The sequence below is a fragment of the Acinetobacter sp. SW-226 genome, from assembly GCF_055632855.1.
The window spans coordinates 709,392-734,212 of sequence record NZ_CM145752.1 but is presented as its reverse complement, the minus strand read 5'-3'; the positions used below and the strand labels follow the sequence as shown (position 1 = coordinate 734,212).

At 37.0% G+C, this 24,821-nt stretch carries 19 protein-coding genes, 1 other RNA gene and 2 pseudogenes; 5 read left to right on the top strand and 17 right to left on the bottom strand.

Going from position 1 to position 24,821, the window contains the following annotated elements; all coding sequences use genetic code 11:
* Positions 1-7: 7 nt before the first annotated feature.
* The 9 genes and pseudogenes from ACZ8ZH_RS03535 to ACZ8ZH_RS03495 all read right to left on the bottom strand — a co-directional run bounded on the left by ACZ8ZH_RS03535 (position 8) and on the right by ACZ8ZH_RS03495 (position 10,712).
* Positions 8-907 (bottom strand): hypothetical protein, encoded by a 900-nt coding sequence (locus ACZ8ZH_RS03535; RefSeq protein ID WP_162900312.1) that lies wholly within the window; start codon positions 905-907, stop codon positions 8-10.
* Position 908: 1 nt separating this feature from the next.
* A complete protein-coding gene (locus ACZ8ZH_RS03530) occupies positions 909-1,256 on the bottom strand; it encodes a hypothetical protein (RefSeq protein ID WP_470247850.1) in 348 nt (115 codons plus the stop codon).
* Positions 1,238-3,190 (bottom strand): dynamin family protein, encoded by a 1,953-nt coding sequence (locus ACZ8ZH_RS03525; protein WP_470247849.1) that lies wholly within the window; start codon positions 3,188-3,190, stop codon positions 1,238-1,240. The genes ACZ8ZH_RS03530 and ACZ8ZH_RS03525 overlap by 19 nt, the downstream gene beginning before the upstream one ends.
* Before the next feature lie 13 nt (positions 3,191-3,203).
* Positions 3,204-4,094 (bottom strand): dynamin family protein, encoded by an 891-nt coding sequence (locus tag ACZ8ZH_RS03520; protein WP_162900313.1) that lies wholly within the window; start codon positions 4,092-4,094, stop codon positions 3,204-3,206.
* Positions 4,095-4,242: 148 nt separating this feature from the next.
* Positions 4,243-5,333, bottom strand: a protein-coding gene (locus ACZ8ZH_RS03515; protein WP_470247662.1) for an IS4-like element ISAba1 family transposase whose coding sequence is annotated in 2 segments (ribosomal slippage) — positions 4,243-4,793 and positions 4,793-5,333 — 1,092 coding nt in all. Because the reading frame shifts where the segments join, the coding sequence is not laid out codon by codon here.
* A 33-nt stretch (positions 5,334-5,366) separates the two neighbouring features.
* Positions 5,367-6,242 (bottom strand): helix-turn-helix transcriptional regulator, encoded by an 876-nt coding sequence (locus tag ACZ8ZH_RS03510; protein WP_470247848.1) that lies wholly within the window; start codon positions 6,240-6,242, stop codon positions 5,367-5,369.
* Positions 6,243-6,929: 687 nt separating this feature from the next.
* Positions 6,930-7,181: pseudogene (locus ACZ8ZH_RS03505) on the bottom strand (Fic family protein); the annotation flags it as partial.
* A gap of 11 nt (positions 7,182-7,192) precedes the next feature.
* Positions 7,193-8,608: an McrC family protein gene (locus tag ACZ8ZH_RS03500; RefSeq protein WP_470247847.1), complete on the bottom strand. Its 1,416-nt coding sequence runs from the start codon at positions 8,606-8,608 to the stop codon at positions 7,193-7,195.
* A gap of 1 nt (position 8,609) precedes the next feature.
* On the bottom strand, positions 8,610-10,712 hold the full coding sequence (locus ACZ8ZH_RS03495) for an McrB family protein (RefSeq protein ID WP_119064985.1): 2,103 nt from the start codon (positions 10,710-10,712) through the stop codon (positions 8,610-8,612).
* A 220-nt stretch (positions 10,713-10,932) separates the two neighbouring features.
* Here ACZ8ZH_RS03495 and ACZ8ZH_RS03490 point away from each other — a divergent pair, with 220 nt between their 5' ends.
* Positions 10,933-11,763 carry a TIGR02391 family protein gene (locus tag ACZ8ZH_RS03490; protein WP_119064986.1) on the top strand — a complete coding sequence of 277 codons (831 nt, stop codon included), beginning with the start codon at positions 10,933-10,935 and terminating at the stop codon, positions 11,761-11,763.
* Between the two features lie 205 nt (positions 11,764-11,968).
* Here the strand turns inward: ACZ8ZH_RS03490 and ACZ8ZH_RS03485 are convergent.
* Positions 11,969-12,460, bottom strand: a pseudogene (locus ACZ8ZH_RS03485) (tyrosine-type recombinase/integrase); the annotation flags it as partial.
* 183 nt (positions 12,461-12,643) lie between these two features.
* Positions 12,644-13,002, bottom strand: a transfer-messenger RNA (tmRNA) gene (gene ssrA / locus ACZ8ZH_RS03480).
* A gap of 130 nt (positions 13,003-13,132) precedes the next feature.
* On the opposite strand from ssrA, the gene glpK reads away from it, so the two are divergent.
* Positions 13,133-14,617 (top strand): glycerol kinase GlpK, encoded by a 1,485-nt coding sequence (gene glpK, locus ACZ8ZH_RS03475; protein ID WP_119064987.1) that lies wholly within the window; start codon positions 13,133-13,135, stop codon positions 14,615-14,617.
* Positions 14,618-14,716: 99 nt separating this feature from the next.
* Here glpK and ACZ8ZH_RS03470 read toward each other — a convergent pair whose 3' ends face one another.
* From ACZ8ZH_RS03470 to ACZ8ZH_RS03460, 3 genes are all read right to left on the bottom strand, one after another.
* Entirely contained in the window at positions 14,717-16,246 is a 1,530-nt protein-coding gene (locus ACZ8ZH_RS03470) for a DHA2 family efflux MFS transporter permease subunit (RefSeq protein ID WP_086208185.1), read from the bottom strand.
* A gap of 6 nt (positions 16,247-16,252) precedes the next feature.
* Positions 16,253-17,404: an HlyD family secretion protein gene (locus ACZ8ZH_RS03465; RefSeq protein WP_110974858.1), complete on the bottom strand. Its 1,152-nt coding sequence runs from the start codon at positions 17,402-17,404 to the stop codon at positions 16,253-16,255.
* A 248-nt stretch (positions 17,405-17,652) separates the two neighbouring features.
* Positions 17,653-18,150, bottom strand: coding sequence for a thioesterase family protein (locus ACZ8ZH_RS03460; RefSeq protein ID WP_086208187.1), 498 nt, complete (start codon positions 18,148-18,150; stop codon positions 17,653-17,655).
* 108 nt (positions 18,151-18,258) lie between these two features.
* Here ACZ8ZH_RS03460 and hemB point away from each other — a divergent pair, with 108 nt between their 5' ends.
* Together hemB and thiO are read left to right on the top strand one after the other, a co-directional pair.
* The gene (gene hemB / locus ACZ8ZH_RS03455; protein WP_119064988.1) at positions 18,259-19,272 is read left to right on the top strand and encodes a porphobilinogen synthase; all 1,014 of its coding nucleotides are present in this window, start codon (positions 18,259-18,261) and stop codon (positions 19,270-19,272) included.
* A gap of 29 nt (positions 19,273-19,301) precedes the next feature.
* A complete protein-coding gene (gene thiO, locus ACZ8ZH_RS03450; RefSeq protein ID WP_119064989.1) occupies positions 19,302-20,411 on the top strand; it encodes a glycine oxidase ThiO in 1,110 nt (369 codons plus the stop codon).
* A gap of 17 nt (positions 20,412-20,428) precedes the next feature.
* Here thiO and ACZ8ZH_RS03445 read toward each other — a convergent pair whose 3' ends face one another.
* The 3 genes from ACZ8ZH_RS03445 to ACZ8ZH_RS03435 form a co-directional block, all read right to left on the bottom strand.
* A complete protein-coding gene (locus ACZ8ZH_RS03445) occupies positions 20,429-21,340 on the bottom strand; it encodes a TIGR01777 family oxidoreductase (protein ID WP_119064990.1) in 912 nt (303 codons plus the stop codon).
* A 59-nt stretch (positions 21,341-21,399) separates the two neighbouring features.
* Positions 21,400-21,846 (bottom strand): ABZJ_00895 family protein, encoded by a 447-nt coding sequence (locus tag ACZ8ZH_RS03440; protein WP_086208191.1) that lies wholly within the window; start codon positions 21,844-21,846, stop codon positions 21,400-21,402.
* A 338-nt stretch (positions 21,847-22,184) separates the two neighbouring features.
* Complete coding sequence (locus ACZ8ZH_RS03435) at positions 22,185-23,162, bottom strand: GGDEF domain-containing protein (protein ID WP_086208192.1); 978 nt, start codon at positions 23,160-23,162, stop codon at positions 22,185-22,187.
* 398 nt (positions 23,163-23,560) lie between these two features.
* Here ACZ8ZH_RS03435 and ACZ8ZH_RS03430 point away from each other — a divergent pair, with 398 nt between their 5' ends.
* Positions 23,561-24,814 carry an exonuclease SbcCD subunit D C-terminal domain-containing protein gene (locus tag ACZ8ZH_RS03430; RefSeq protein WP_119064991.1) on the top strand — a complete coding sequence of 418 codons (1,254 nt, stop codon included), beginning with the start codon at positions 23,561-23,563 and terminating at the stop codon, positions 24,812-24,814.
* The last annotated feature ends 7 nt before the right edge of the window (positions 24,815-24,821 follow it).

The window sequence follows — 24,821 nt, the reverse complement described above, 5'->3', positions numbered from 1 at the left end:
TCTTCGATTATTTAAATTTCGCTTTCACTTTCTTAATAAGGCTACAACTAACGTCTTTGAGCGTACTTAGACTGTCTAACAAAATATCTAATAGTTCATCAAATATACTTTTTGATTGTCCTGATTGTCCTGATTGTCCTGATTGCCCTGATTGCCCTGATTGCCCTGATTGCCCTGATTTTTTAGTTGCAGTAATAAATTGAAAAGCACTTTCTCCCTTTTTTCGTAAGAATTCGCGAACATCAAGCAAATGTTTATATCGTTTTATTGCGAAATTGGTTTCCAAGGCTAAATTTTGCTCATGAAAATACCGTACAGTCCAACTATTTGAATCTAAATTTATAGGATCATTAATTTCATCCTCAATATATTCTTTAAAAATTTCAGGGCACTTAGAATGAACTAAATCTATTAAATTTATTAAATTACTAAAATTTTTACTGTTATCTAATAATATATTAAGCAAAGATACTTTTAAGCTGTGTAAATCATTTTCAGATAAGGCTTCAACCAAAAAATCAGGGATATCTTGAGAAGATAAATCAACTTGAGAGTAAATCTCATTTACACCAATATTCTTTTCATATGACACTTCTGAATAGGACTGATCTTTTCGAGTATTCTCTGCATCATTATGCTGTATAAAACCTTCTGCACCTATTTCAATTAAAAATTTCTTTATTTCAATAGATCTCTCCAATCGTTCTTCACAAAAATTATTCTCAAGTTGAATTAGGCTTCGGTTAAAGTCATCTTGATCATAACTATGGTTATTCTCGATAATCTCGCCCCAAGCCTCATTAAAATCATCAAATTCCAATGAGTATTTTTTTAATTCTATCAGTTCAGAAAGATCATTAGAATTTTCCAATATTCTTAAAAACTCAACTTTAGTTAATTGTTCCATTTTAATTATTACCTTTAATCATAAGCGTACTATTTAATTGTGTGCGGAAATTTTCAATCCATTTTAATTCCTGCTGAGCTAATTGGATGGCATTTAATCGCTTATCTTTATCTTTTATCTTTCCTGTCAATTCCGAAATTACAGCATTAAAATGTTTATCGAATTCAGCTGATATAAATTTAACATAAAGATCAACTATCTCATTTGCACCCTGCTGTATATGTTGCATGCCATCGTCAAGTAGTTGATCAAACGGCTTACGTAATTCATCCACTCTCGCTTTCCATAATTCATCTAATACCACAGACTCTCGCTCCTCTGTAATATCAACTAATTTTTTCTCCCCCATGAGAATGGATTCCACCATGAAGAGTCTTTAACTTCTCTTTGACCAATAACAACACGCTTACTTTTTATTTCTTTGCTTGATGTCTTAGCAACATTAATATCAAGATTTTTAAATTTTGCTTCTAGTCCTGCTAATACAGGTATTTTTAAATCTTTAACATCCTCAAAAATAGAAGATACATATTTCTGATACTCTAAATTTAGATCATCCCTAATATCTTTCTGCATCACTCTATATTCGTTATCTAACTCATTAATAACCTCTTTAAATTTAAAACTGAGATTGTTTTCAATCTTTTCTAGGATCATATTTGCCTGATAAAGATTTACCTCTCCCCGCATGCTATTGCCTGCATTCAAAAGAGCTGTTGAAACATCAATCCTCAATTCCTTTACTCTTTTCTGTATTCCATTTGGTATTTTATTCTTCTTCTCTATTAATTGTTTTTTATACACCTCAGTTTTAAAACCCTGATTTCTCTTTTGCTCCAGAATATGAATTGCATCTAACGTTTTTTGTAATTCAGCCTCATTTTGAACTAAAGATAAAGTAATTCCCTCTTCATTAAGTGCCAGCTTAATCACCTCATCTAATGCTTCTTTGGCTCGATTTAATCGATGAGGTAAATTATATTTTTCAATATACTCATCCATCATTACTTCTACAGCTGGAATACCACTATTTTTCAAAGCTACATTTAATTCATCATTTTCTAATAATTTCAAACTTGAAACTCTAGAATGAACTTTTGCAGTCAAAGGCATATATTTAATTAAGTTATATTCATCTTCTAAAAATTGATCAATATAGATATTTTTTTTACGTCGCTCTCGACTTGTTAAAAAATTTTCATCATTTCTCATTAAACGAGTTGCATATGCGGAGACAGGATAAACTTGTGGATCTTGAATTCCATTTTCGGAAAGATAATTTTTAACATTATTTAAAGCTTTTTCTAAGGATTCTTTTTCTAAATCAAATTCATCACATTTATTCACAATAAAAATAAATCGATCTTTTGCTTGCTTACCACCTTTCTTAATTTCTTTAGCAACCAAACTCAACAAATTTTTATCATCATTGATACCTAATTGAGTTGCATTTAAAATATATAAAATTAATGGACTGCGTTGAGAGTCCTGAATAAAAGACATAGTTAGTCGAGCATGAGACTCATCTCGACTATTATTTGGTCCAGGAGTATCTGTTAATACCAGTCGAACATTATCTCTTTTTTGCATACCATAAATAGGACCGTCAATGTTAATTGTATGCGTATCCTCTTGATCATTCCATTCATTCAACACATCACTATTTAAACTTCCACTCTCTTCCAGTATATCTCCAGTTTTACTACATCTAATTCCACTATATTCCTCAGATTTCGTATCAAAAATTTTGGCTATAGTTGCTGTTGTTGCTTCATTTCTTGCCGGTAATAGATCTGTACCCAACATTGCATTAATAAATGTTGACTTACCAGAAGACATAGTCGCTACAACATATGCATCAAAATCATTATTAAATGCTTCATTTAAAGCAGAAGAGATTTTCGAGTTATTCTCTAAGTAACTTAAAAACTTTGGATTTTTCTTTGCCTTACCAATCATTTCTTGAACTTTTACTAAACGAGCATCTACTCCCTCTACTGGTTGATATTCTGCTAACAGAATATTAGTGCCATACTCAAAATTAGCTCTGTCAATTTCTTCTTTAATATCAATATAATCAGACTCTAAACCAATGAAATTTATTTTAACGTCAACATCTTGATTAAAGAACTCATATAAAGCCTTCGGCAGTTGATCTACCCACAACTGTAAACGTCTATGCTTGAAGTTAGCTAAAATATTAGTACCATTTAACTCTTTTCCATCTACATAGAAATTTGTCTCAATATTAAATGGATTATGCTCAATTACAATATTATTCAATTTACATTACACCCTATTTATCTAAATTATATGTTTTATTTTTCAAATAAAACTCAAAGTATGGAAAACCTGTCTTACAGTATATTTCATTCAAATATTTATAATCCTCAAAACCTTCCCCTAGAAATCCAAATCTGTTTTTACTCTCGACTTCATCAATAATTTCTTCAGAAAAATTGATAAAACTATAATCCAAATAATCATGATTTCGATCAAAAAAATGGAGTAGTTCCCGCTTTTCCTTTTTTGATAGTTTTTCTTGAAATATTAATTTTTTTACAAGTAATGCCCTATAAGCACTTACTCCAAAAATAATTGGATCATTAAAACCTATATCAGTTAGATAAACCTTCAAATTATCTTTAAAACTATCTATTGATTCATTTTCTGCATCAAATTCATCCAACTTATTAACCAAAAAAATAATTTTTTTATGCTCTATATTTTTTTCAATAAATTTTAAATAAATAACATCATCATTAATAAAAGGCTGTGTTGAATTTATTACATACACTAAAAAATCAAAATTAGATTCCAAAATAAAATCATACGCCAGACTAGAATGTTTATCATCCCTACTGTTATTAGGTCCTGGCGTATCAATCAATACAAAATTTTCATCAAAAGCAAAATTACCTTCGATTAATATTTCATTAACTTTATCATTACAATTTAATTCTTTTATTATTTGTGGTGTAATAAAACTTATTTCCTCAATTATTCTTTTATTCTCATCATAGCACCTTATTAATTCTTTTTGACTTAAACGTACTTCTGTAATTGTAGCTGTAGTAGCCTCATTAGCAGCATGTAAAAGTTCCGTGCCTATAAGTGCATTGATACATGTTGTCTTTCCAGCACTCATAGTTGCAGCATATGCAATATTTACTTTTTTAGATATCAAGTTAGCCTCACAAAATAATAATATACTTTCAAATATGAAAAATATTTAGTTTCAACAGATCAACTATTCAAATATCCTATTAATTCATTTTCTAACTGCTCTTGCAGCCCTTCTGGATTCATAATTTTTACTCTGTACACGACAAATTTCACAGAACCCTTATCCTATCAGGCTTCTGCCTTCTTAAAATTGCCAAAATTTCCTTAAACTCTTCTTTTTTCCCAAAACCAATTAAACGCTGAATCGCCATTTGAACATAGTCTAAACCATAGCGAAATAAACTCATTGAGAGTCGTCCATGCTTCTTTATTTTTATCGCTTTTTTTTGATCATGTTGCCATTCACCCGTTAAGTAACACCAACAGAAGCTTATAGCTAACACCGCAATCAATTTTTTCACTCGTCTAGGGTCTGTCAAGCGCGTATTTTCAAGATTAAACCCGCGTCCTTTGAGACAACTGAATAAGGTTTCAATTTCCCAGCGTAATGCATAATCCTGAATAGCATTGGCATTAAACTGAGGAGAAACGACGAGTAAAAGCTCTCCATTTTCTAACTGTAGTGCACTTATATATAGTTTCACCCGACCAACCAAAATCCGTCGTTTACGACATTCAATTTGACCAACTTTAAGATGGCGAAATAAATCACTAATTTTATGATTCTTTCCTAAATGATTGGTGACAATGAAGTTTTTTTAACACGAATGCAGAAGTTGATGTCTTGTTCAATTAACCATGTAAACCACTGCTCACCGATAAACTCTCTGTCTGCGAACACATTCACAATACGGTCTTTACCAAAAATGGAGATAAAGCGTTGAATCAAAGCAATGCGCTCTTTCGTATCTGAATTTCCACGTTTATTAAGCAATGTCCAAAGGATAGGTATCGCTATTCCACGATAAACGATCGCGAGCATCAGGATATTAATATTTCGTTTTCCCCATTTCCAATTGGTTCTATCTAAAGTCAGTTGCACTTTGTCGAATGAAAATATATTGAAAATCAACCGAGAAATTTGACGATAATCGAAATACTGACCTGCAAAGAAGCGCTGCATACGTCGATAAAATGATTGTGGTAAGCACTTGATGGGCAAGGCTTTAGATGCAGAAGAAAGATTACATGTTTGCTTTAAAATAATCACAAGCATGATGAGCGCAAAGCACTTTAAATGTGACTTGTTCCATTTTAGATATTTGTTTAAGATAAGATATAACTCATTGAGATGTGTCATAGTATTCGTCGTTAGAAAACAATTATTGTGACATTATTTCAATGAGTTATCTATTTTTGTCGTGTACAGAGTAATTTTTATATATGGTATCCAATGCTTAACTAATGGGAAAATTTGCATCTTATGACTAATTTGACTAGCAACTAATAAACTACCATCACTTAATTCTCTTATTAATTTCTGTTCAGGTAATAAACTGCGTTGCTTAAAATAAAAGGCTACATCAGCCTGAATAGATAAAATGATTTCCTGTTTATCCTGTCCAAACCAGATACTGTCATCATCTTCCACAAGTCTTACAATATTTTGATCTGGTATAAATTGAGAATATTCATGTGGATTATGTGTAAGCTGAATATGTGAAATACGATAAGTGCGCAGTTGATTTTTTCTTACTGCGGCTAGATACCAACTACCATGATGATGAATCAAGCGATAAGGCTGGACTAGTCTCGGTTCTCCTTTATATACAAAACCAATTTGTCTATGCTCTTGAATAGCCTTTCCAAGTGCTTTGAATAGTTCCATAAATTGGCTAGCATCTTCAAAAGAATAACCTTTAGCACTATAAATCTGATGTGCACGACTATCTAAAATCTCACGTAGAAAAGACATATCCAATGATGGATACAAATGGCTAATTCCTGAAAGCTGAGCAAAATTACGGATATCTTTTGGAGCAATTTTTCCCAAATAATTTGAATCTAGATAAAATTTTTTATTTTCATCATCCTGTAACAATGGTAAATAAGCGTTAAGACGATCAAAATCTCTCGAAATTGTACGTGTACTTACCCCAAATTCAGATGCTAGCTCTTTTATACTTAACTGATACCCCATATTTAACTTTGTTAAAATATTGGCCAATCGGTCGGCTAAACGCTCATGAATAGAATCATCACGCTGCATAAATTTTCTCTAATTATTTAATACATATATCGAACTTTTAAAATTTCGATATGTTTGAAATATACCACATTAAACAAACGAAATTTTACACTAAACCACATAAAAAACATTATTTTAATTTAAATTTAAATAATTTTCAGTCTTTCTAAATAACGTTCTAGATACAACATTGCTAAATAGAACTTCTTTAATTCAGCCCACTTTATTTTTCCCACTATTAAAGCTCTAAAAATACGCTTTAAAGCCTTCTTTCTATGTTTATTGGTAAATGGATCAGAGCTTATTGTCATACTAATGTCCTTCCAATTTGCCTTGTAAATTTAAAATTTTGATCGAAATGACTAATAAATTGAAGATAAGACACAAAAATGACAGGTCATGTCATAAGTTGTAAAAATTATTTTATTTCTTAAATTTTCATTTTGTCTTGGGCAAACTACTAAAACAGAGATGGTGTCAATTGAACTAAAAACTTAAACAAATGATTTTTAAATATAAATTTCAAAAATTAAAATATTCTGTACCCAATTTGTACCCAAATTAGATTTAGTACATTAAATACCAAAACTAATTTTTGTCCAAATCTGTCTTTAGGATTTGAACTTTTGGTACTGATTTTAACAAGTGTGAATTCAATACCAAATGTTACACCATAACATTACTTTTATTTGTTTTAATGAACATTTCTCAATACTTTTCGAAGTCATCATTTTTTAATCTGTATTTCTGCTTAGGACTCTTTGGTTTATCAGGGAGCATACGTTCAATTAAGCCAGCCTCCAATGCTGGATTTAAATAATTTCTTTGGAATGTTGCACAGTGTAATAGATCTAATAAGGACATGAGCTCGCTAAGGTTGTATTCCTTCTGTCCCATCTTTTCAATGAGGCATTTAACTTGATCGCTAACTTGAGCGGTCTCTTGATCGCTCGTGCTATTTATTATTTTTGTCAAATAGTTACGTCTTGTTTACCTATCAAATCTGTCATTCGTTTTATAAATATATCTTCATTTTCAATTAGATCATTCATTGTCTGTGTTTCATAAACATAAATTCCATCCACTATAAATAGCACATCATTATTGTTGTTACCGTATAAAGTGTCAGAGTAAGACTTATCAACGTCTAATTGTTTTGATAATGGATAGATCAACCCACTTGCTATTAAGTTATTTTGGTAATAACCCGAATAAGAATGTATTTGGTGTAAATCTGATCTATCAATGTCATTATTTTGCATTCCCATTTTCTTAAATTTTGCGTCAAAAACAATAATTTTTCCCGTTGCCTTATGTTTCATTATTAAGTCTGGAAATATTGATCTGCGATAAAATTGCTGTTTGTAAATTGGAATATCAACTTGTCCACTTACAGACCATTCAGGAAAGTTTCTACTCAAAAGTTTTTCAAGATAAATTTCGTATAATTCTGCAATATCAAACAAATACCCCGTTGTCTCTAAACTTTTCTTATCATTATCGGGTATTAGGTCTTTGTTCAATAAAATTATTTCTGCATACTCCAGAACTTTTTTGAAACCACGATACATTGGATTGTTTATAGTTTGGTGTGTTTTGGCTCTTTGTATTGTTTCGTAACTCGTAAAACGACCAGAATATTGTTGTTTTAAAAATTGACTTAAACCAAGCAAACGGCTGTGAATTTCTTTCCCGAAAACACTTTCTAATTTCTTCAATGCCAAATATAAAACATCAATGATTTCTTGAGTATACATTCGCTCTCTAAAAGTTGTCGTTAGTTTTCCTTGAAATGGAATATCTCTTTTTAAATAATCATTAAAATTTATACTTCCTCTTACTTTTTGACTTCGCTCTTGCTGTTTTTGGTATTGTTGTGGCAAACCTAAAACAACCACTTTTTCTAATGACTGAATGAATAAATGAGCAATAATAAACAAGAACTGATTTTCGGTTTCGTCTTTCTTAGCTTGTATTGACTCATTGTCAACGTAAATGTCATTTACGAAGTTGAGCATACGTTTTAGAAAAATGTCACCATATTTTGTTGTAATATTAATTTTACAACCTTTGTAAAAAAGCACTCCAGCATACAAACCAGTTTGAATAAAGTATTCTTTTTCTTTTTCTTTTTCTTTTTCTTTTTCTTTTGAATATAATTTTAAAATTAGACGTTCTTCATCTTGTTCAAAAATACGTTTGCTTTTGAAATGAAATACTTTGACCTGCTTTAGTTGTTCTGCACCAAGTTTTAATTCATGAACAGACGAAAAAATTTCTTGCAAGTTTTTTACGATTGACTGTTTTTTTACCCCAAAAGCTTTACCTAAATCTGAAATTGGGGCTTCTTCGTAAAAATTATGATTGACTGGAATACTAATTTTCATTTTATTTCATTGTTTCTTTGAACTGATTCAACGCTTCATCTAATCTACTTTCCAATTCGCTTTCCGCAAATACTGCTCTTAGATATTCTTTCAATGTTGGTCGCAAATACAAGTTAAATAAAATTTCAATATTGTTATTTGTAATATCTTTACGTTTAGCAATGTCGCTAATCTTCATAAAAAATGAATGACCAAATTCATATGATTTTCCTAAACCCAAGTCTTTAGAAATAAAGTCATTCAATTTTTCGCAGGCTTTGACATACTGACCAATATTATTGAACTGATCTTTTCCTTTGAAACGTGTTTCCTCTTCAATTACTTCGTAATCACAATCTTTTCTTATCCATTTAAAACGTCTACGGAGTGCTAAGTCAAAAGCATCAATACTTTTATCCACATCATTCATCATTCCAATAAAAAATACATTCTTAGGAACTCCGAACTTCACTTCATTGTTGTCAATCTCATAAGCCAAATCTTTAAATTTATTGTCCTCTTTGATCAAATCTTCAATTAGCGCAGAGTATTGTGTTCGAATCAGGTTTTTATTTTTAGTGTCTTGTCTGTAATCTTTTTCTAATAGCGATAAAGTTTCGCCAAAAACCATTGAAAGATTTGCTCGGTTTATTTCGTCCACGACGAAATAAAAATCCTTTTCAGGGTATTTTTTCGCTTTGATACAAAAGTTTTTAAAAATACCATTTACCAACTCAAAGCGAATATTTCCATCTTTTGAAACACCTTTTGGTTTAATACCTTCAATAAAATCTTCGTAAGTAAATGAAGGATGGAATTGTAAAACCTCATATCTTGAAGTATCACCTTGGCAAACAAAATCTAAACTACTTTTTACAGAAAATGTTTTACCTGTTCCTGGTGGTCCATAAAGAATAACGTTAGGATTGTTTATGTCTGCAATCGATTTAGAATTGACAAAACGCCATAAGAAACGTGAAAGCAAAACAAGTTCGTTTTTGTCTTGTTCATTTACGTCTAAAAGTTGCTTTGCTACAAGACAAACTTGATGGTTTTTTCTAAAGATTCCTTCGGCATCACTATCAATAAACTCGTTATATAGTTCTTCTAACCATTGTGTAGAGTAGATGTAGAGAAAGTCTGATAAATTATCCAATACAGCCAATTTCATTAAAACTTGCTTGGCACTGTAATTTGAGTTTTCAATCAAATGTATTTTTTCTAACGGGTCAGTTTTTGAAACGATACTTTTCAACAAACCTTTTATGTTGTTATTAAAATAAATTTCTGCGTCTTGGCGAGTAGCATTTGGTTTGCTTGCACTTTTGATATGATAAGTAGAATTGTCATCATTCAATTTCACTTCAAAGTTAAATGCTGTGCCAGGCTTTGAAGAACCTAAAACAATTCTCGTGGTTCGTTCTAAAAAGTTACACAAATATCCGCCAGGCATTGTTGCTGTAGAACTTCCTAAAATGTTTGTGTAGTCATCCAAACTCAATGTGTCATTTAAGATTTTATCCTTGTATGATTTCCATGCAGAAATTAGTTTCTCAACTTCGTCATTGTTAAATTTCTTTTCTTCCTCTTTCGTTTCACTTTTAAATTTGTTCCAAAGTGCTTTGATTTGAGTTTGTCGCTCTTCTGACAGTTTTATATTTTCCATTAGTCTTTTCTGATTACTTAACATATACCATTCTAAAATAAAATTATTGGTAGCATTCTTTCGATTACAATAGGTTAACGTGCCTGGTGCTTGTATGTGGCTCGTACCATAATCTGCTAAAGTTTGCTTAAGAAGTTTTTTCTCATCTTCTTCGTAAAAACCCAAAATTTCAATTTTCCTTCTAAGTTTAAACCAATCAAACTCATCATCTGTATCGTGTTCTATGTAAGCATTGCCCTTTACTTTTACTAATGCTACTGGCGTACTTCCATCACGAACCATTACAACATCGTCAATTTTCATATCGTCTTTGAAAAGCTTAGGGTCGCTAACAGGCTTTCCTATTTTGTCATTCCAAGATTCACCCATACCAATAACTTGTTTTGTCGTAAGTATGGATTTTAGCGTATCAACGTCTAATCTTGAGTCTGGGTGTAATTGTATGTGCCAATAGTTCATTTAATATCAATATGTGTTGTCGTGTTTTAGAAAAGGAAAAAGCCGATTTTAACAATAACTCTATCATCTTTATTGCTTACAGCTTGTGGTATGGTAGTGGCTATTGAACTCATCCAAAATCTCTAACGAAATCTACTTGTTAAAAAAAAATTGAAGCTCTAGATTTTTACCCCAATTTACCCCATCATCTTTTCATACAACAACTACTTTATTTATAAAAATGTTCAAAACAGAAAATTTTTACCATGCTAATTATTTAGGCAAAGCTGGAGTTACTGAAAGATCTCTCTATAGCCTTTGCAGTTTAATCCAAACTCATGAAAATCTAGACTACGCTTTGTTACTCACAAATGATCAAACTCACGCCTTTATACTCAGAGATTTAACTCACAATTATTACATTATTCGCTCAGGCTTTACATCAGGTTATTTTGGAGAAGGACCAAAAGGTCTAGCAAAAGCTCTGACTCTCTTGGGAAAGCATCGAATTGAAACTGAAGAAATTCTAGTGTCCTCAAAGCTCCTCAATAAATTGAATAGCTCATCATTGAGTGATCAGGATATCGATTTTATTTTTCAACAAAAAATTGTTCGTCCTATACGTCTGCATGACTATATTTATCCCTTCAAAAATGAAGTAGCCCAAACTTCCAAGTTAAAACCTTATTATCCGCTAGAGCTACCGTACTCGATTATTGATGACAGAATTTTCGACTTAGCATTGTTATTTAAGCAAGATCCTGACTCCGCCTTAACAAAGGCATATAAACGCTTAGAAGATATTGTTAGGGAGCGTACAGATTTAAATGAGCACAGTACCAAGCTTTTTTCTCAAGCATTTAATACATCAAATGCTCAATTAACTTGGATCGTTCCTGACAAATCAGAGGTTATTGGTAGAGCAAACCTATTTCTTGGTACTTATCAAGCTTTCAGGAATGCACGCACACATAGAGAAAAACATGAAGAAAATTTAATTCATCAATACCGCGAGTTTTTATTAATTAATGAGCTATATCTACTTGAAGCGGAAGCAAAGAATAGAATTTAGCCTTAATTTATTGAATAATTCAAAAGATAATTTCCTGATTCCACCATATATCAGTTTACCGATATTAAAAGTTTTTTAAGATTTTCAAAAATTTGTGCTATCACTACCTCTTGAGGTTGTTGCCAAAGATCACCCAATCTTTTGATAACAGGCATAACTGAGGCTGGTTGGATAGGCTGATTTTTATTAGCTTAGATTAGCATTTGAAGTGCAACACCATGCCACAACGTGACAATGTTCGTTTCGCTACCTCTAAAGAACCACGTGCTTCGATTTTTTTGATGATTTGTAATATTTCGGGGGCTGTAATGTGATTGATTCTTTTATCTCCTAAACATACATAAAGCTCATCTAAAGATGCTCGAACATTCAAAATATGTTTATGCGACCACGTATCCTTTTGGTTATTAAACCAATCTTCACCTACTTCACGAAATAAGGGTTTAAGCTCATCCAATTTTTCAGCTTTAGAATATTTATATTTAAGTTCATAAGCCAACTCACGGGCTTTCTTTAGACTTACTTCAGGGTACTTTCCTAGCGATTCAGATTTACGCTGCCCTTGGACTGAAATTCGAACATTCCAATATTTGTTTCCATTCGGATCAATTCTTAACGAAAGTCCACTGCTATCTGAAAGACGATATTGTTTATCTCTTGGTTGAGACTTTTTACATTCAGTATCTGTGAGTGCCATAACTTTAACCAGAATATTAAGTGTTAATTTCTGGGTCAAATTGCCCCAATTTTGACCCAGAAAAAGCAAAAATAGGGTCAAATCGCTTAGGACAGTATCGGACAATACAGCCAATAAAAAAGCCCTTAAACATTGAGTTTAAAGGCTTTTTTAGATTCCAATGGATTACTTCGGAAAGAATTTTGGTGGAGGTGGCGGGAGTTGAACCCGCGTCCGCCAGCACTACGCTCGAGAATACTACATGCTTAGATATCGTCTACTGTTTTAACTCTTTGTGACCCGACGAACAGGGTACAAATCGCGATCCTCTTAATTTAGTACAAAACCCCGAGGCTTGGTTTTATACGGACTTGTGTGCGTGCGCTTCAGTCGGACTCTCTAACCACAAGTATTCGGAGAGGCGGACAAGCTGCCCTTAGGCAGCTAGAGCGTATGATTCGTCGTTTGCGACTAAAAAATGCAAATTTGATTTACGAGAGAAAATGCGCTCTCGACATGCATCTATGAGTTTCATCACCAGCGTCGAAGCCAGAAACACCCCCAAAGTAGCGCCAATCATAGCATAGTTGCCAGAAAATACGATCTATTTTCTAAACAAACACACATATTGATGCGCTTAATTACATAATTGCGTTAATATTTTGGTTTTCAAGTCCAACAATAAAATAATTTATGAGCTACTTACTTGCACTCGACCAAGGAACCACTTCGAGTCGTGCCATTATTTTCAATGAACAAGGTCAAGTTCAGGCAACGGCACAACGCGAAACACGCATACACACCCCTCAATCTGGCTGGGTTGAACAAGATGCCCAAGAGATTTGGAGCTCACAAATTGCCGTTGTACAGCAAGCACTCGCCTCGGCTCGCATCCTTGCCAAAGACATTCAAGCCATTGGTCTCACCAACCAAAGAGAAACGACTGTCGTATGGGATAAACGTACAGGGCAACCACTTGCACCTGCCATTATTTGGCAAGATCGTCGTGCTTTTGAATGGTGCAACCAACTCCTTCAGCAAAACATGAGCCACAAAATTCAATCCAAAACAGGGCTTCGAATTGATCCTTATTTTAGTGCTGGAAAATTGGTATGGTTACTTGAACATGTCAACGGTCTCCGTAAATTGGCGACAGAAGGTCATGTAGCTTTTGGTACCATTGACAGTTGGCTCATTTGGAACCTGACTCAAGGCGCAAATCACGTCATCGAAGTTAGTAATGCATCTCGTACCATGCTGATGAATTTGAGTACCCAGCAGTGGGATGAAGAGCTATTAGAACTCTTTAATATTCCATCTACACTACTTCCTCAAATTATCAATTCAGATACCTATGTGGCCGATACTGCAACAGGGCTACTTGGAGCCAATATTCCAATTACAGGGATTTTAGGTGACCAACAGTCTGCGCTGTTTGGCCAGTCTTGCTTTGAAAGTGGTACAGCTAAAAATACCTATGGCACGGGTTGTTTTATGTTGTTCAATACGGGGGACACCGTTCAGTACAGTAAAAATAAACTGCTCTCTACACTTGGCTGGAAAACGCAAAATCAAACTACTTATGCCTTAGAAGGTAGCGTATTTATGGCAGGAGCAATTGTGCAGTGGCTACGAGATAATTTAGGCATTATTCAAAAAAGTGGCGATGTCGAAAAGCTGGCTTGTACAGTTAAGGATACCGATGGTGTTATCCTTGTCCCTGCTTTTACTGGACTTGGTGCGCCACATTGGGACAGTGAAGCTCGTGCATTACTATGTGGAATGTCACGTGGAACCAACAAAGCCCATATTGCACGTGCAGCTTTAGAATCTATTGCCTTCCAAGTCTCAGATGTACTGACCGCCATGCAAGCCGATATTCAGCAACCACTCAAAGAATTACGTGTCGATGGCGGTGCGAGTCAAAATGATATGCTTATGCAGTTTCAGGCAGACATTTTAAATGTGCCTGTTTTACGCCCTAAAATGCAAGAATCTACAGCATGGGGGGCTGCTGCCATGGCAGGTTTAAGATCTGGTATCTTTTCTAACTTAGATGAAATTGCACAGTCTTGGCAACTTGAGCGTGCATTTGAACCCCAAATGAGCTCAGATCAACGTGATTTTCACTTACAGCAATGGCAGTCCGCATTAGAACGTGCAAAGTCTGAAATTTAATTCCTACTTCTATCGAATAAAATCTAGGGTTGAAAAAGAACATGCCAGTCAGTTAAGGAACTGACTGGCATGTTCTTTTTTAAGTGATTTTTTATGGTCTTAGTGTGCATGCCCTCCACCACCGGCACCCAATTTAGGTTTAGGGCAAAGCCAAATAATGGCAGCAGCGAAAAGAAATACTAATGCTAAGATCAGAAAAATATAGTTTGCGGATAAGGTTAATGCTTCTTTATCGACTAGACTGGAAATATAAGCTAAAGCACTCTCCGAACTCATCCCCTGCTGTATTAACAGGGATTGGGTCTGGTCTGTATGTAAACTACCTACCATTTCACTACGTGCAACTTTAGTGTGGTCATCCCAAATGGTAACGGCAACTGATGCCCCAATTGCCCCTGCCATAGTTCTTAAAAAGTTCATTAAACCTGCGGCAGATGCCATTTCATGTGGCAACACAGACGATAATGCCATATTCGACAGTGGAATAAAGAAGAAAGGCACAGCAAAACCTTGCAAGATTTGTGGTAATGCCAATGCGAAAAAGTCTGCATCTGTGGTCCAGAATGAACGCATCAGCGTCACCCCACCCAAAATACTCAAACCAAAACTCGCCAGTGCGCGTTGGTCATATTTGGTTGCTAGCTTTGCCACAACCGGCGACATGGTTAAACTACCAAACCCCATAGTTGCAGTTAAATAACCTGCCCAAGTTGCGGTATAACCCAAATTGATCTGTAGCCACTGTGGAATCAGCACAATACTGCCGAAAAAAGCACCAAAACCAAAGGCCAATGCTAAAACAGAAATAGTAAAACTACGGTATCTAAAGATTTGGATATTCACCACTGGATGTCGTTCGGTCAGCTCCCAAATGGTAAAGATCACCAGACCAATCACAGCGGTTAAAGCCAATACCACAATCACAGGGCTATTGAACCAGTCACGTTCATGCCCCAGATCGAGCATGAGTTGTAATGCCCCAATCCAAAGCACCAATAGCAATAAGCCCCCCATATCAATTTTCAGTTTTGCTGTTGCTGTTTCTGCTGGTTTTAATAAACGCATTGCTGCAAATGCACAGAAAATACCGACTGGAATATTGATAAAGAAAATCCAATGCCATGACATGTTGTCACTGATGGTTCCGCCTAAAATTGGACCCAGAATTGGACCAACCACAGTCGTCATTGCCCACATACCCATCGCTTGAGATTGTTTCTCAGGAGGGAAAATTCGCATCAGCAACATCTGACTGAGTGGCATGATCGGACCACCAAATAGACCTTGACCGATTCGGCAAAAAACCAACATTTCTAAACTGGTTGATAAACCACACAGTACTGAAAATACCGTGAAGCCTATTAGGCTTAAAATGAAAATTTTGACCCCACCGAAACGACCTGCAAGCCATCCCGTTAAAGGAACACATATTGCCTCAGCCACAGCATAGGAGGTGATCACCCATGTCCCTTGCGAACTTGATACAGCAAGACTTCCCGTAATATGAGGTACAGAGACATTGGCAATCGTCATATCTAGCACGACCATAAAGTTGGCCAAAGCAAGAACAAAGGCTGCCAGCATGAGGCGACCACCTTTTAAGTCGCCATAGGGAACGTAGCTATTCATAAGCAACTACTTCGATTTCAAGTCGATTTGAGCTTCCATAGATAAGCCAACACGTAAAGGATGCTCAGTCAGTTCTTTCGGGTCAAGTTGGATACGTACTGGCAAGCGCTGTACGACCTTGATCCAGTTTCCTGTCGCATTTTGAGCAGGAATCAATGCAAAGGCAGAGCCCGTACCGCCTGAAAAGCCCAAGACTGTGCCATGAAATTCAACCGAATCCCCATATAAGTCTGAGGTTAGAATAGCCTTTTGACCTGGACGTACATTTTCAAGCTGACTTTCTTTAAAATTCGCATCGACATATAACTGTGAAATAGGAACCAACATCATGAGCACTGAACCCGGTGCCACACGTTGTCCAACTTGGATTTTCCGGCTTGTCACCACACCATCAAAAGGCGCTTTTATTTCTGTACGTTCTAGGTCTAACAAAGCTTGTTTTAATTTTGCTTGTGCCACTAAAACATCAGGCATCGAGTTTTCATTGCTACCCTGAATTAAGGCTTCATTGGCAGCCAAATTGCTTTGTGCCGCTTTTTGGCTCGACTTTGCTTGAGCTAAACCAGCCTGTGCCAAGTTATAGCCGGCTTGTGCATTATTGAATGTGGCTTGTGCAGTACTCAACTCTTCTTTGGAAATTGCCCCTGTTGCACTCAACTGCTGGCGACGGTTCAAGTCATCCTGTGCTTTATTTAGCTCAGCTTGGGCTTTAGCCACTTGCGCTTCAGCACTGTGAATGGCGTCATCACTCACAAAGACTTGCGAGTTTAAAGAGCTACTGTTGGCGGCACTTTGTTTATATTGGCGCTGTGCTTTAAGTAATTCAGCTTGAGCTTGGGCTACAGCAATTTCAGCATCACGATGATCCACTAAAACCAGCACATCACCTTTTTTCACATTCTGAGTATCACTGACCAAGACTTTTTCAACTTGACCTGTCACCATAGAGGTAATGGATGCCGTTTCTGCACCCACATAAGCATTGTCTGTAGAAACTGAATGTTGAAAAAACAGTTTCCAAACCAAGTATAAAACGGCAGCAATAATCAGAATTAGAGCAACAAAAGTTAAACTTTTCTTCCGTTTTGCTTTCAGTGTTTGATCACTAATTTGATTGGCTGTATCGGTATCTGGCAGTGTATTTGAGGCATCTGTCATTGATTTTTCCTAAATCTAACAGACTTGGTCAGCCGGCATCATCCCTTCTAAAGGGACATCAGACAAAAAACTTGTCTGCATTGGTGTCGATGAGAAAGTCACTATAAAATTTGATGCATTTTACGATTAGATAATCATATTTTGAGAATATAATTTGTAACTGCACAGTCTTTTTTAGTTTTTAGCACCCAACTTCCTGCTGAGTGCTATAAATTTCACTTAATTATTAATCATTTAGTCATATAGACCTAATATGCATACGAAGCAATAGCTGTTGCAATCGCTCGATCTTCATCATTCACCATAGTCATACGCATCGTACAACCTTTACGCCCCAATCTCAGGGTTTCAGCACGTGCAATAAAATATTTTCCACGTCCCGGCGCAAGATAATCAACCCGCATATCTACTGTCGCTAAACGTGATACTTTTTTGATGGTATCTGCAATCGTGTCAGGTTCGGCTTTTTTATACAGCTCCCCCATCGCCACAATACCGCCAACACTATCCAAGATCGTTGCAGCCACGCCACCATGTAAAATCTGGAACGCGACATTACCAATTAAGTAATCCTGCATATCTATATAGGCTTCAATCTGTCCATTGACTACACGCATGCTCATACTGTTGTGCTTAAAAAATGGCGATGCATTAAAAGCCTTGACCAATTGCTCAAAAACCACATCAATATCCACTTTCGCTCCTAAGTGTATGCTGCCCGTCCAGCTTTTTTCACCACTATTCATAACACCCTGCTTTAGCATGCAAACAATAAAAACCTATCCAAATCTGCCCAAAACCACCAGATAGGTCTACAATACTGACCTAGTTTAATACTGATTATCGAGATTTTTATGACCTATACGTTCAATCGTCCCGCGTTTCCCGCTACTCGCATGCGTCGTATTCGTAAAAATGAACATCTGCGCTCTATGGTCCGTGAGACTCATTTAACGCCAGATCATCTCATCTATCCAGTATTTGTCCTGCCAGGACAGAAGCAAACCCAAGATATTCCCAGTATGCCAAATATTCAGCGCTTATCTGCTGACTTACTTGTAAAAAAGGCGGAGCGTTTACTTGAACTTGGTGTATCGAAACTCGCACTATTTCCAGTGACTCCTCAAGAAGATAAAAGCCTCAGTGCCGAAGCAGCATGGCGTGAAGATGGTTTGGTTCAAAACACGCTACATCTGCTCAAAAAAGAATTGCCTGAAATGGTGCTGATTACCGATGGTGCACTTGATCCATATACCACGCATGGTCAAGATGGCATTATTGATGAAACAGGTTATGTACTCAATGACGAAACCGTTGCGGCACTGATTAAACAAGGCTTAAGTCATGCTGAAGCGGGTGCTGATATTTTCGCACCCAGTGACATGATGGATGGTCGTATCGGCGCCATCCGTCAAGCCTTTGAAGCCAATGGCCATATCTACACCTCGATCATGGCCTATTCAGCAAAATATGCATCAAGCTTCTATGGTCCTTTCCGCGATGCAGTCGGTTCATCGAGCAACCTTAAAGGTGGCAACAAATACAACTATCAAATGGATGTCGGCAACCGCGCAGAAGCCTTACATGAAATCGCCCTTGATATTCAAGAGGGCGCGGATATGGTAATTGTCAAACCAGGTATGCCTTATTTGGACATTGTTCGTGAAGTCAAAGACACTTTTGGCGTCCCGACTTTCGTTTACCAAGTCAGTGGTGAATATGCCATGCTTGCCGCAGCCATTCAAAATGGTTGGTTATCGGACAGCGTGATTATCGAATCACTGATGAGTTGCCGCCGCGCAGGTGCCGATGGCATCTGGACCTATTTTGCAGAAGAAGCGGCACTCAAACTGAAAGACATGAAGTAAAAGAAATACACCAGAAGGATTGAGTTGCAATGCATATTGCCATTATTGGTGCAGGTATCAGTGGATTACTGACAGCGCTTGAGCTGATTGAACACGGTTGTTCAGTGGAGATTTTTGACCAACAACAAGCAGGACAAGCGGCCTCATGGGCAGGTGGAGGTATTCTCTCTCCGATGTACCCGTGGCGCTATCCACAAAGTGTCAATGACCTCGCCAAATATGGCAAAAGCATGTATCAAGCATGGAATGAAAAAATTAGCCCCGTTTCAGGGATAGATTTTGAAATCCATGAAACAGGTATGCTAATTTTTGACGAAGTTGATTTTGATATTGGTCTAAATTATAAAGAACAACATCAGGAACCGATGCAGCAGTGTGAACTTTTACAACGCACGCAACTGGAACAGATCAATCCACGTATTTCAACGCGCTTTCAACAAGCCATCCATTTTCCACAGTTGGCTAACGTCCGCAATCCACGACTGCTCAAGTCGATTGTGGAATATCTCAAACAGCTACCACAAGTCACTTTCCATGAGCAAGCATGGGTACATAGGTTTGACATAGTCAATCAGCAAGTTCAAGGGGTAAAAACTGCTGATGGTCAAAGTTATCATGCAGATCATGTGGTGATTGCAACAGGCGCATGGTCACAGCACTGGTCCGAACAACTCCAATGCAGCATTCCAGTGAACCCTGTACAAGGGCAAATGTTGCTGTTTAAAACCCCTGAAAACTGGCTCCCAACAATGTGTATGAATCAGGTCATGTATCTGATTCCACGTTTAGACGGTCATATCGTTTGTGGCTCAAGCATGGCGGATGTCGGTTTTGACCAACGCCCCTCCCTACAAACCCAACAAAATATTTATAAAGCCTGTGTGGACATAGTGCCAGAACTGGCTGATTTCCCAATTGTGAAGCATTGGGCGGGTCTACGCCCAAGTTCACCAACGGGCGTCCCTTATATCGGAGCATTTCCTGAAATTTCCAATCTTTGGGCAAACTTCGGCCACTATCGAAATGGTCTGTGTATGGGACCCGCATCTGCACGGCTACTGCGTGAGTTAATGTTGGAGCACCCCTTAACTGTTGATGCGACTGCCTATACTCCAGAACGTTTAGCACATTTTGCGTGATGATGACTTCACCACAATCACGCTTTGGGCTGAATGAGATGAAGCAATGCTTCTTTTAAAGTCGGATACTTAAACTCAAAGCCTTGATTGCTCAGCGCTTGCGGACGGACAAACTGACCATTTAACACTAGTTGAGATTGCTCGCCTAAGAGCAATTTCAACACAAAAGCAGGCAAAGAAAGTAAAGGTTTACGTTTTAGAATTTGAGCTGCGGTTTGTGCAAACGCCGACTGGGTGACTTTTTCTGGACTGACGACATTAAAGACCTGCTCAGTCGTTTCATGTAGCATCAAAAACTCGATCGCTCGCAACACGTCTTGAATATGCACCCACACCACAGGTTGTCGTCCTGAACCAATTCGAGCACACAGATTCATTTTAATCGGAAACAACATTTGCGGCAGAATGCCCGCCCCGCGTCCAAAGACCACCCCCAAGCGGATGATTTTGGTATTTTGCGTTGTGTCTTGCCGCGCAGATTGCTCCCACTTTTGACATAACTCCGACATAAAAATCGACTGCGGTGGAGACTGTTCTGTACAGCGTTCTGTCCATTGTTCAGTCGGGTCAATACCATAATAGCCCACCGCTGAACCTGAAATAATGCATTTCGGTTTAATATTTCTTTTGGCTAGATACTGATAGAGCATCGTGGTCATTTCAACACGACTGGCAATCAGCTTTTGTTTGCGGGCATCTGTCCAACGCCCCTGTGCAATACTTTCCCCCGCCAGATTTACCACATAATCAATTCGATCATGTTTCAATTCATCCAAGGTTTGAATCCAGATTAAATGTGGATGTATTTTTGAAAGACTCTTCTGCCGACTTAAACCAATGACCTCATAATCTTTTTCTAATAAATAATTAAGCAAGTTTGAACCAATAAAACCACTCGCTCCTGTCACCAATACACGTTCTTTTTGCATAGCGTGATCTCAAATGATACTTTTCATCAGACTATAGCATTTAGAAGAAAGCTTTACGATTAAGCGACAATTTTTGCCGCCATACGTTCTGCTTGTTTGCCATAGAACCAATAAGTCAGCAAACAAAGTGGAATGGCAACCAGTAAAAACATAATTACGATAATCGCGACGAACTGTGGCTGTTGTAGATAAAGCATAAAGTTTTGTCCCACTTCAGCATCAGCTTGGGCAAAAATGAATAAACCAAGCAAGAGAAACGCCAAGTTATAGCCCCAAAATATCAGACTAAAACCCAAAGTAAATTTTTTACGTTCAGCTTGGGTCGGCGCACGGCGCTGTTGTTTAATAAATTTTTGGAGCACCCAAATCATAGCCACCAAATACGGTACAGCTGTTAATACGCCGCCCAAACCTGTAGGTAGCAGTGCTGCTAACACACCGCATACGCAGCTAAAAATAAAACACAAGAAAAAAAACCAAAGAAAATATCGTGTTAGTGATACCATAGCGCTGCTTACAACCTAGCTAAAAACTCATTATAAAAAAAATTCAATTTTTTTTCATTTTCATGTCAACCAATCGAAGTTGAGTTGCGTTAAATAGGGTACAAGGTCGCAGCAACCGTCAAAATATTGTACCGGCATCCACAATACGTACGGTGACCTTTCCTAGAGCAATAAGATTGGCTCCAAATTTAAATGTTGTTAGCAGCCAACATTTAAACGTGAAGCAGTTTTCTTTGACCGACGATTTCATCATCACTCGAATCGTCGGTCTTTATTTTTTGCGCAACTGATTTTTTAGAACTTCCCCACCATCAAGAGATGAGGAAGCAAAGAATAGATTAATAATACGTTAAATGTTGAACAGCAGACTCATCTTGAATAACGTAGCCATTTCGTCCTTGTTCTTTAGCCAAGTATAAATTTCGATCTACTTCTTTTAAGAAGGTCATTTTGTCATGATTAAACATAGGCACAATTGTCTTTACTCCTAGACTGACGGATAAACGCTGATCTAATGGCGATGAACTGTGACAAATATCGGCTGTCCGAATACTCTGCAAAATACGTTCTACAATTTCAATGGCAGCATCTTGAGATGTATCTGGTAAAACCAAAATAAACTCTTCCCCACCAAAACGTGCAACTAAATCACGTGGACGCGACACATTTTTTTTCAACAATTGTGCAATTTGTTTGAGGCATGCATCCCCCAAAATATGACCATTATAATCGTTGTACTGTTTAAAATAGTCGATGTCTAATAACATTAATGTCAGTGGTTTCTGCTCACGCTGCGCATTAAGCCACTCACGTTGATAGCAATCTTCAAAGAACCGACGGTTTGCAATACCCGTAAGGCCATCTTGATACGAATATTCTTCCAATTGCTTTTTCAGCGTTTCTAACTCTTGTTCCTGTCTTTTGCGCTCAGAAATATCGAACATGAATCCGACCAGACTGTCCACTTCCCCATCTGGCTTTCTAACCACGTGAACCACATCGCGAATCCAAATATACTCCCCGTTAATGGTCAGCGCACGGTAGTCTGCCTCATGGTCGACACCCGAAATCGACTGTGCCACGCAAAAATCAACCACCCATGCCCGGTCATTTTCATGCATACGCATTGCCCAGTCTTCAACAGTTCTCCATGAATCCTGTTTCCAACCTAATACTTTTTCAATTTGTGGGCCAATATAACTAAAAGTTTTGGTTTCCCAATCTATGCTCCAAGGAATAGCAAGTGTTGATTCAATCAGCGTCTTATACACCAGATCATTGACGATACGGGGCGAATTGAAAATAGAATCAGACATAGTTATTTTCTCCTTATACCCAGTCTTACTCGATAAATGATTTATTGTTTTTAACCTTCTTCATAAATCATTCTTATAAATTATTGAAATTGAATACTTAATCAATTTTTACATTTTTTTATGCATACGAAACGATATACAATTTCATTCAGATACATAATAGCCCATAAAAAGAACATTTTTTAATCATATTTAATCTTTTTACTATAGTGTTAATCAAACACATCCATCACTTTCCTTTTCACATAATAATCCCGCCATATCTCAGTGTCATGCAACTTATAGCTATCAGCTCAATCATCTACGTCAAGGTTTGACGTAGAGCTGATGATTATCCTTCGAAAAAGTTTGATTTATGTTAGCTTATAGCTCTATTGCGTTTTGAGCTTGGGGCATCTATGGCTGTTCGTTTTTTTCATACATCGGATTGGCATCTGGGACAGTTCTTTTATAACCATTCCCGCCAGTATGAGCATGAACAGTTTTTAGCATGGTTACTACAACAAATCATTGAAAAACAACCGCATGCTTTACTTATTGCAGGAGACATTTTTGATGTCATCAATCCTGCATCCAGTGCACAGAAACAACTGTACCAGTTCTTAGCCGATGCGCATGCACGTGCCCCCCACATGCAAACGCTCATGATTGCAGGCAACCATGACTCAGGCTATCGCATTGAACAAGTTGAACCTTTACTGGCGAAATACAATGCCAAAGCAGTCGGTGTCATTCATAAAAATACTGAACAACAAATCGACCTTGAACATTTATTGGTGCCCATTTTAGATGAACAACAGAATATTGTGGCATGGTGTCTGAGCCTGCCCTTTTTACGCCCCGCTGAAATTACAGGCGTTAATGAACACACCACCAATAGCCAAAACGCGATTGCCTATTTGCATCAACAACTGATTGCCGAGGCCAAAGCCCGCAAAACAGCAGATCAAGCCCTGATTTTAATGTCTCATGCACATATGCAAGGTGGCGAAACCTCAGACTCTGAACGTCCGATTGTGATTGGTAATGAAGAAGCACTCTCAACAGCATTATTTGATGAAATCATTGACTATGTAGCACTCGGGCATTTACATAAACCGCAAAAAGTCAGTGAAGAGCATATCCGTTATAGCGGCTCACCTATCCCCCTGTCATTTAGTGAAATTAACTATAAACATCAAGTTCTTGAAGTGACACTTGACCCCGTACAGAAAGATGCCTCACGTTTCCAGTTAAATGTACTCACTATACCACGTAGTATTCAACTGCATAAAATACGGGGGGAGTTAAATGAGGTGCTGGACAAACTCAAAGCCTTACCAGCAGGTGAAATTGAGCTGATTGATCAACGTGAATATGTCGATATTGAATATCATACAGCAGTTCCGCCTCAGCCCAATTTAAGACAACAGTTTGAAGATGCCCTGCCTAAAAATCGTTATCGTTTAGTCCGTATTTCACGTCAGTACTTAGCCACGGAGCAAGACCCCAATGCCCCTGCTAAAGTAAGTTTAGAACCACCCACACCAGAAAAACTGTTTCAGCAAATTTGGGAAAAACAGGGTTATCAGCATGATGCCGCTGTGCTACAGGATTTTATAAGTTTAATGCGTGAAGCTGAACAATCCCTTGAAGATGGATACGAGGCTTAAAGGTTTA

Bases quoted from the DNA above. Each gene is read 5' to 3' on its own strand.
- ACZ8ZH_RS03440 (WP_086208191.1), bottom strand. From the start codon at position 21,846: ATGGTATCACTAACACGATATTTTCTTTGGTTTTTTTTCTTGTGTTTT.
- hemB (WP_119064988.1), top strand. From the start codon at position 18,259: ATGACCTATACGTTCAATCGTCCCGCGTTTCCCGCTACTCGCATGCGT.
- ACZ8ZH_RS03465 (WP_110974858.1), bottom strand. From the start codon at position 17,404: ATGACAGATGCCTCAAATACACTGCCAGATACCGATACAGCCAATCAA.
- ACZ8ZH_RS03530 (WP_470247850.1), bottom strand. From the start codon at position 1,256: ATGGGGGAGAAAAAATTAGTTGATATTACAGAGGAGCGAGAGTCTGTG.
- ACZ8ZH_RS03430 (WP_119064991.1), top strand. From the start codon at position 23,561: ATGGCTGTTCGTTTTTTTCATACATCGGATTGGCATCTGGGACAGTTC.
- ACZ8ZH_RS03460 (WP_086208187.1), bottom strand. From the start codon at position 18,150: ATGAATAGTGGTGAAAAAAGCTGGACGGGCAGCATACACTTAGGAGCG.
- ACZ8ZH_RS03435 (WP_086208192.1), bottom strand. From the start codon at position 23,162: ATGTCTGATTCTATTTTCAATTCGCCCCGTATCGTCAATGATCTGGTG.
- ACZ8ZH_RS03470 (WP_086208185.1), bottom strand. From the start codon at position 16,246: ATGAATAGCTACGTTCCCTATGGCGACTTAAAAGGTGGTCGCCTCATG.
- ACZ8ZH_RS03495 (WP_119064985.1), bottom strand. From the start codon at position 10,712: ATGAACTATTGGCACATACAATTACACCCAGACTCAAGATTAGACGTT.
- ACZ8ZH_RS03510 (WP_470247848.1), bottom strand. From the start codon at position 6,242: ATGCAGCGTGATGATTCTATTCATGAGCGTTTAGCCGACCGATTGGCC.
- thiO (WP_119064989.1), top strand. From the start codon at position 19,302: ATGCATATTGCCATTATTGGTGCAGGTATCAGTGGATTACTGACAGCG.
- ACZ8ZH_RS03490 (WP_119064986.1), top strand. From the start codon at position 10,933: ATGTTCAAAACAGAAAATTTTTACCATGCTAATTATTTAGGCAAAGCT.
- ACZ8ZH_RS03445 (WP_119064990.1), bottom strand. From the start codon at position 21,340: ATGCAAAAAGAACGTGTATTGGTGACAGGAGCGAGTGGTTTTATTGGT.
- ACZ8ZH_RS03500 (WP_470247847.1), bottom strand. From the start codon at position 8,608: ATGAAAATTAGTATTCCAGTCAATCATAATTTTTACGAAGAAGCCCCA.
- ACZ8ZH_RS03535 (WP_162900312.1), bottom strand. From the start codon at position 907: ATGGAACAATTAACTAAAGTTGAGTTTTTAAGAATATTGGAAAATTCT.
- glpK (WP_119064987.1), top strand. From the start codon at position 13,133: ATGAGCTACTTACTTGCACTCGACCAAGGAACCACTTCGAGTCGTGCC.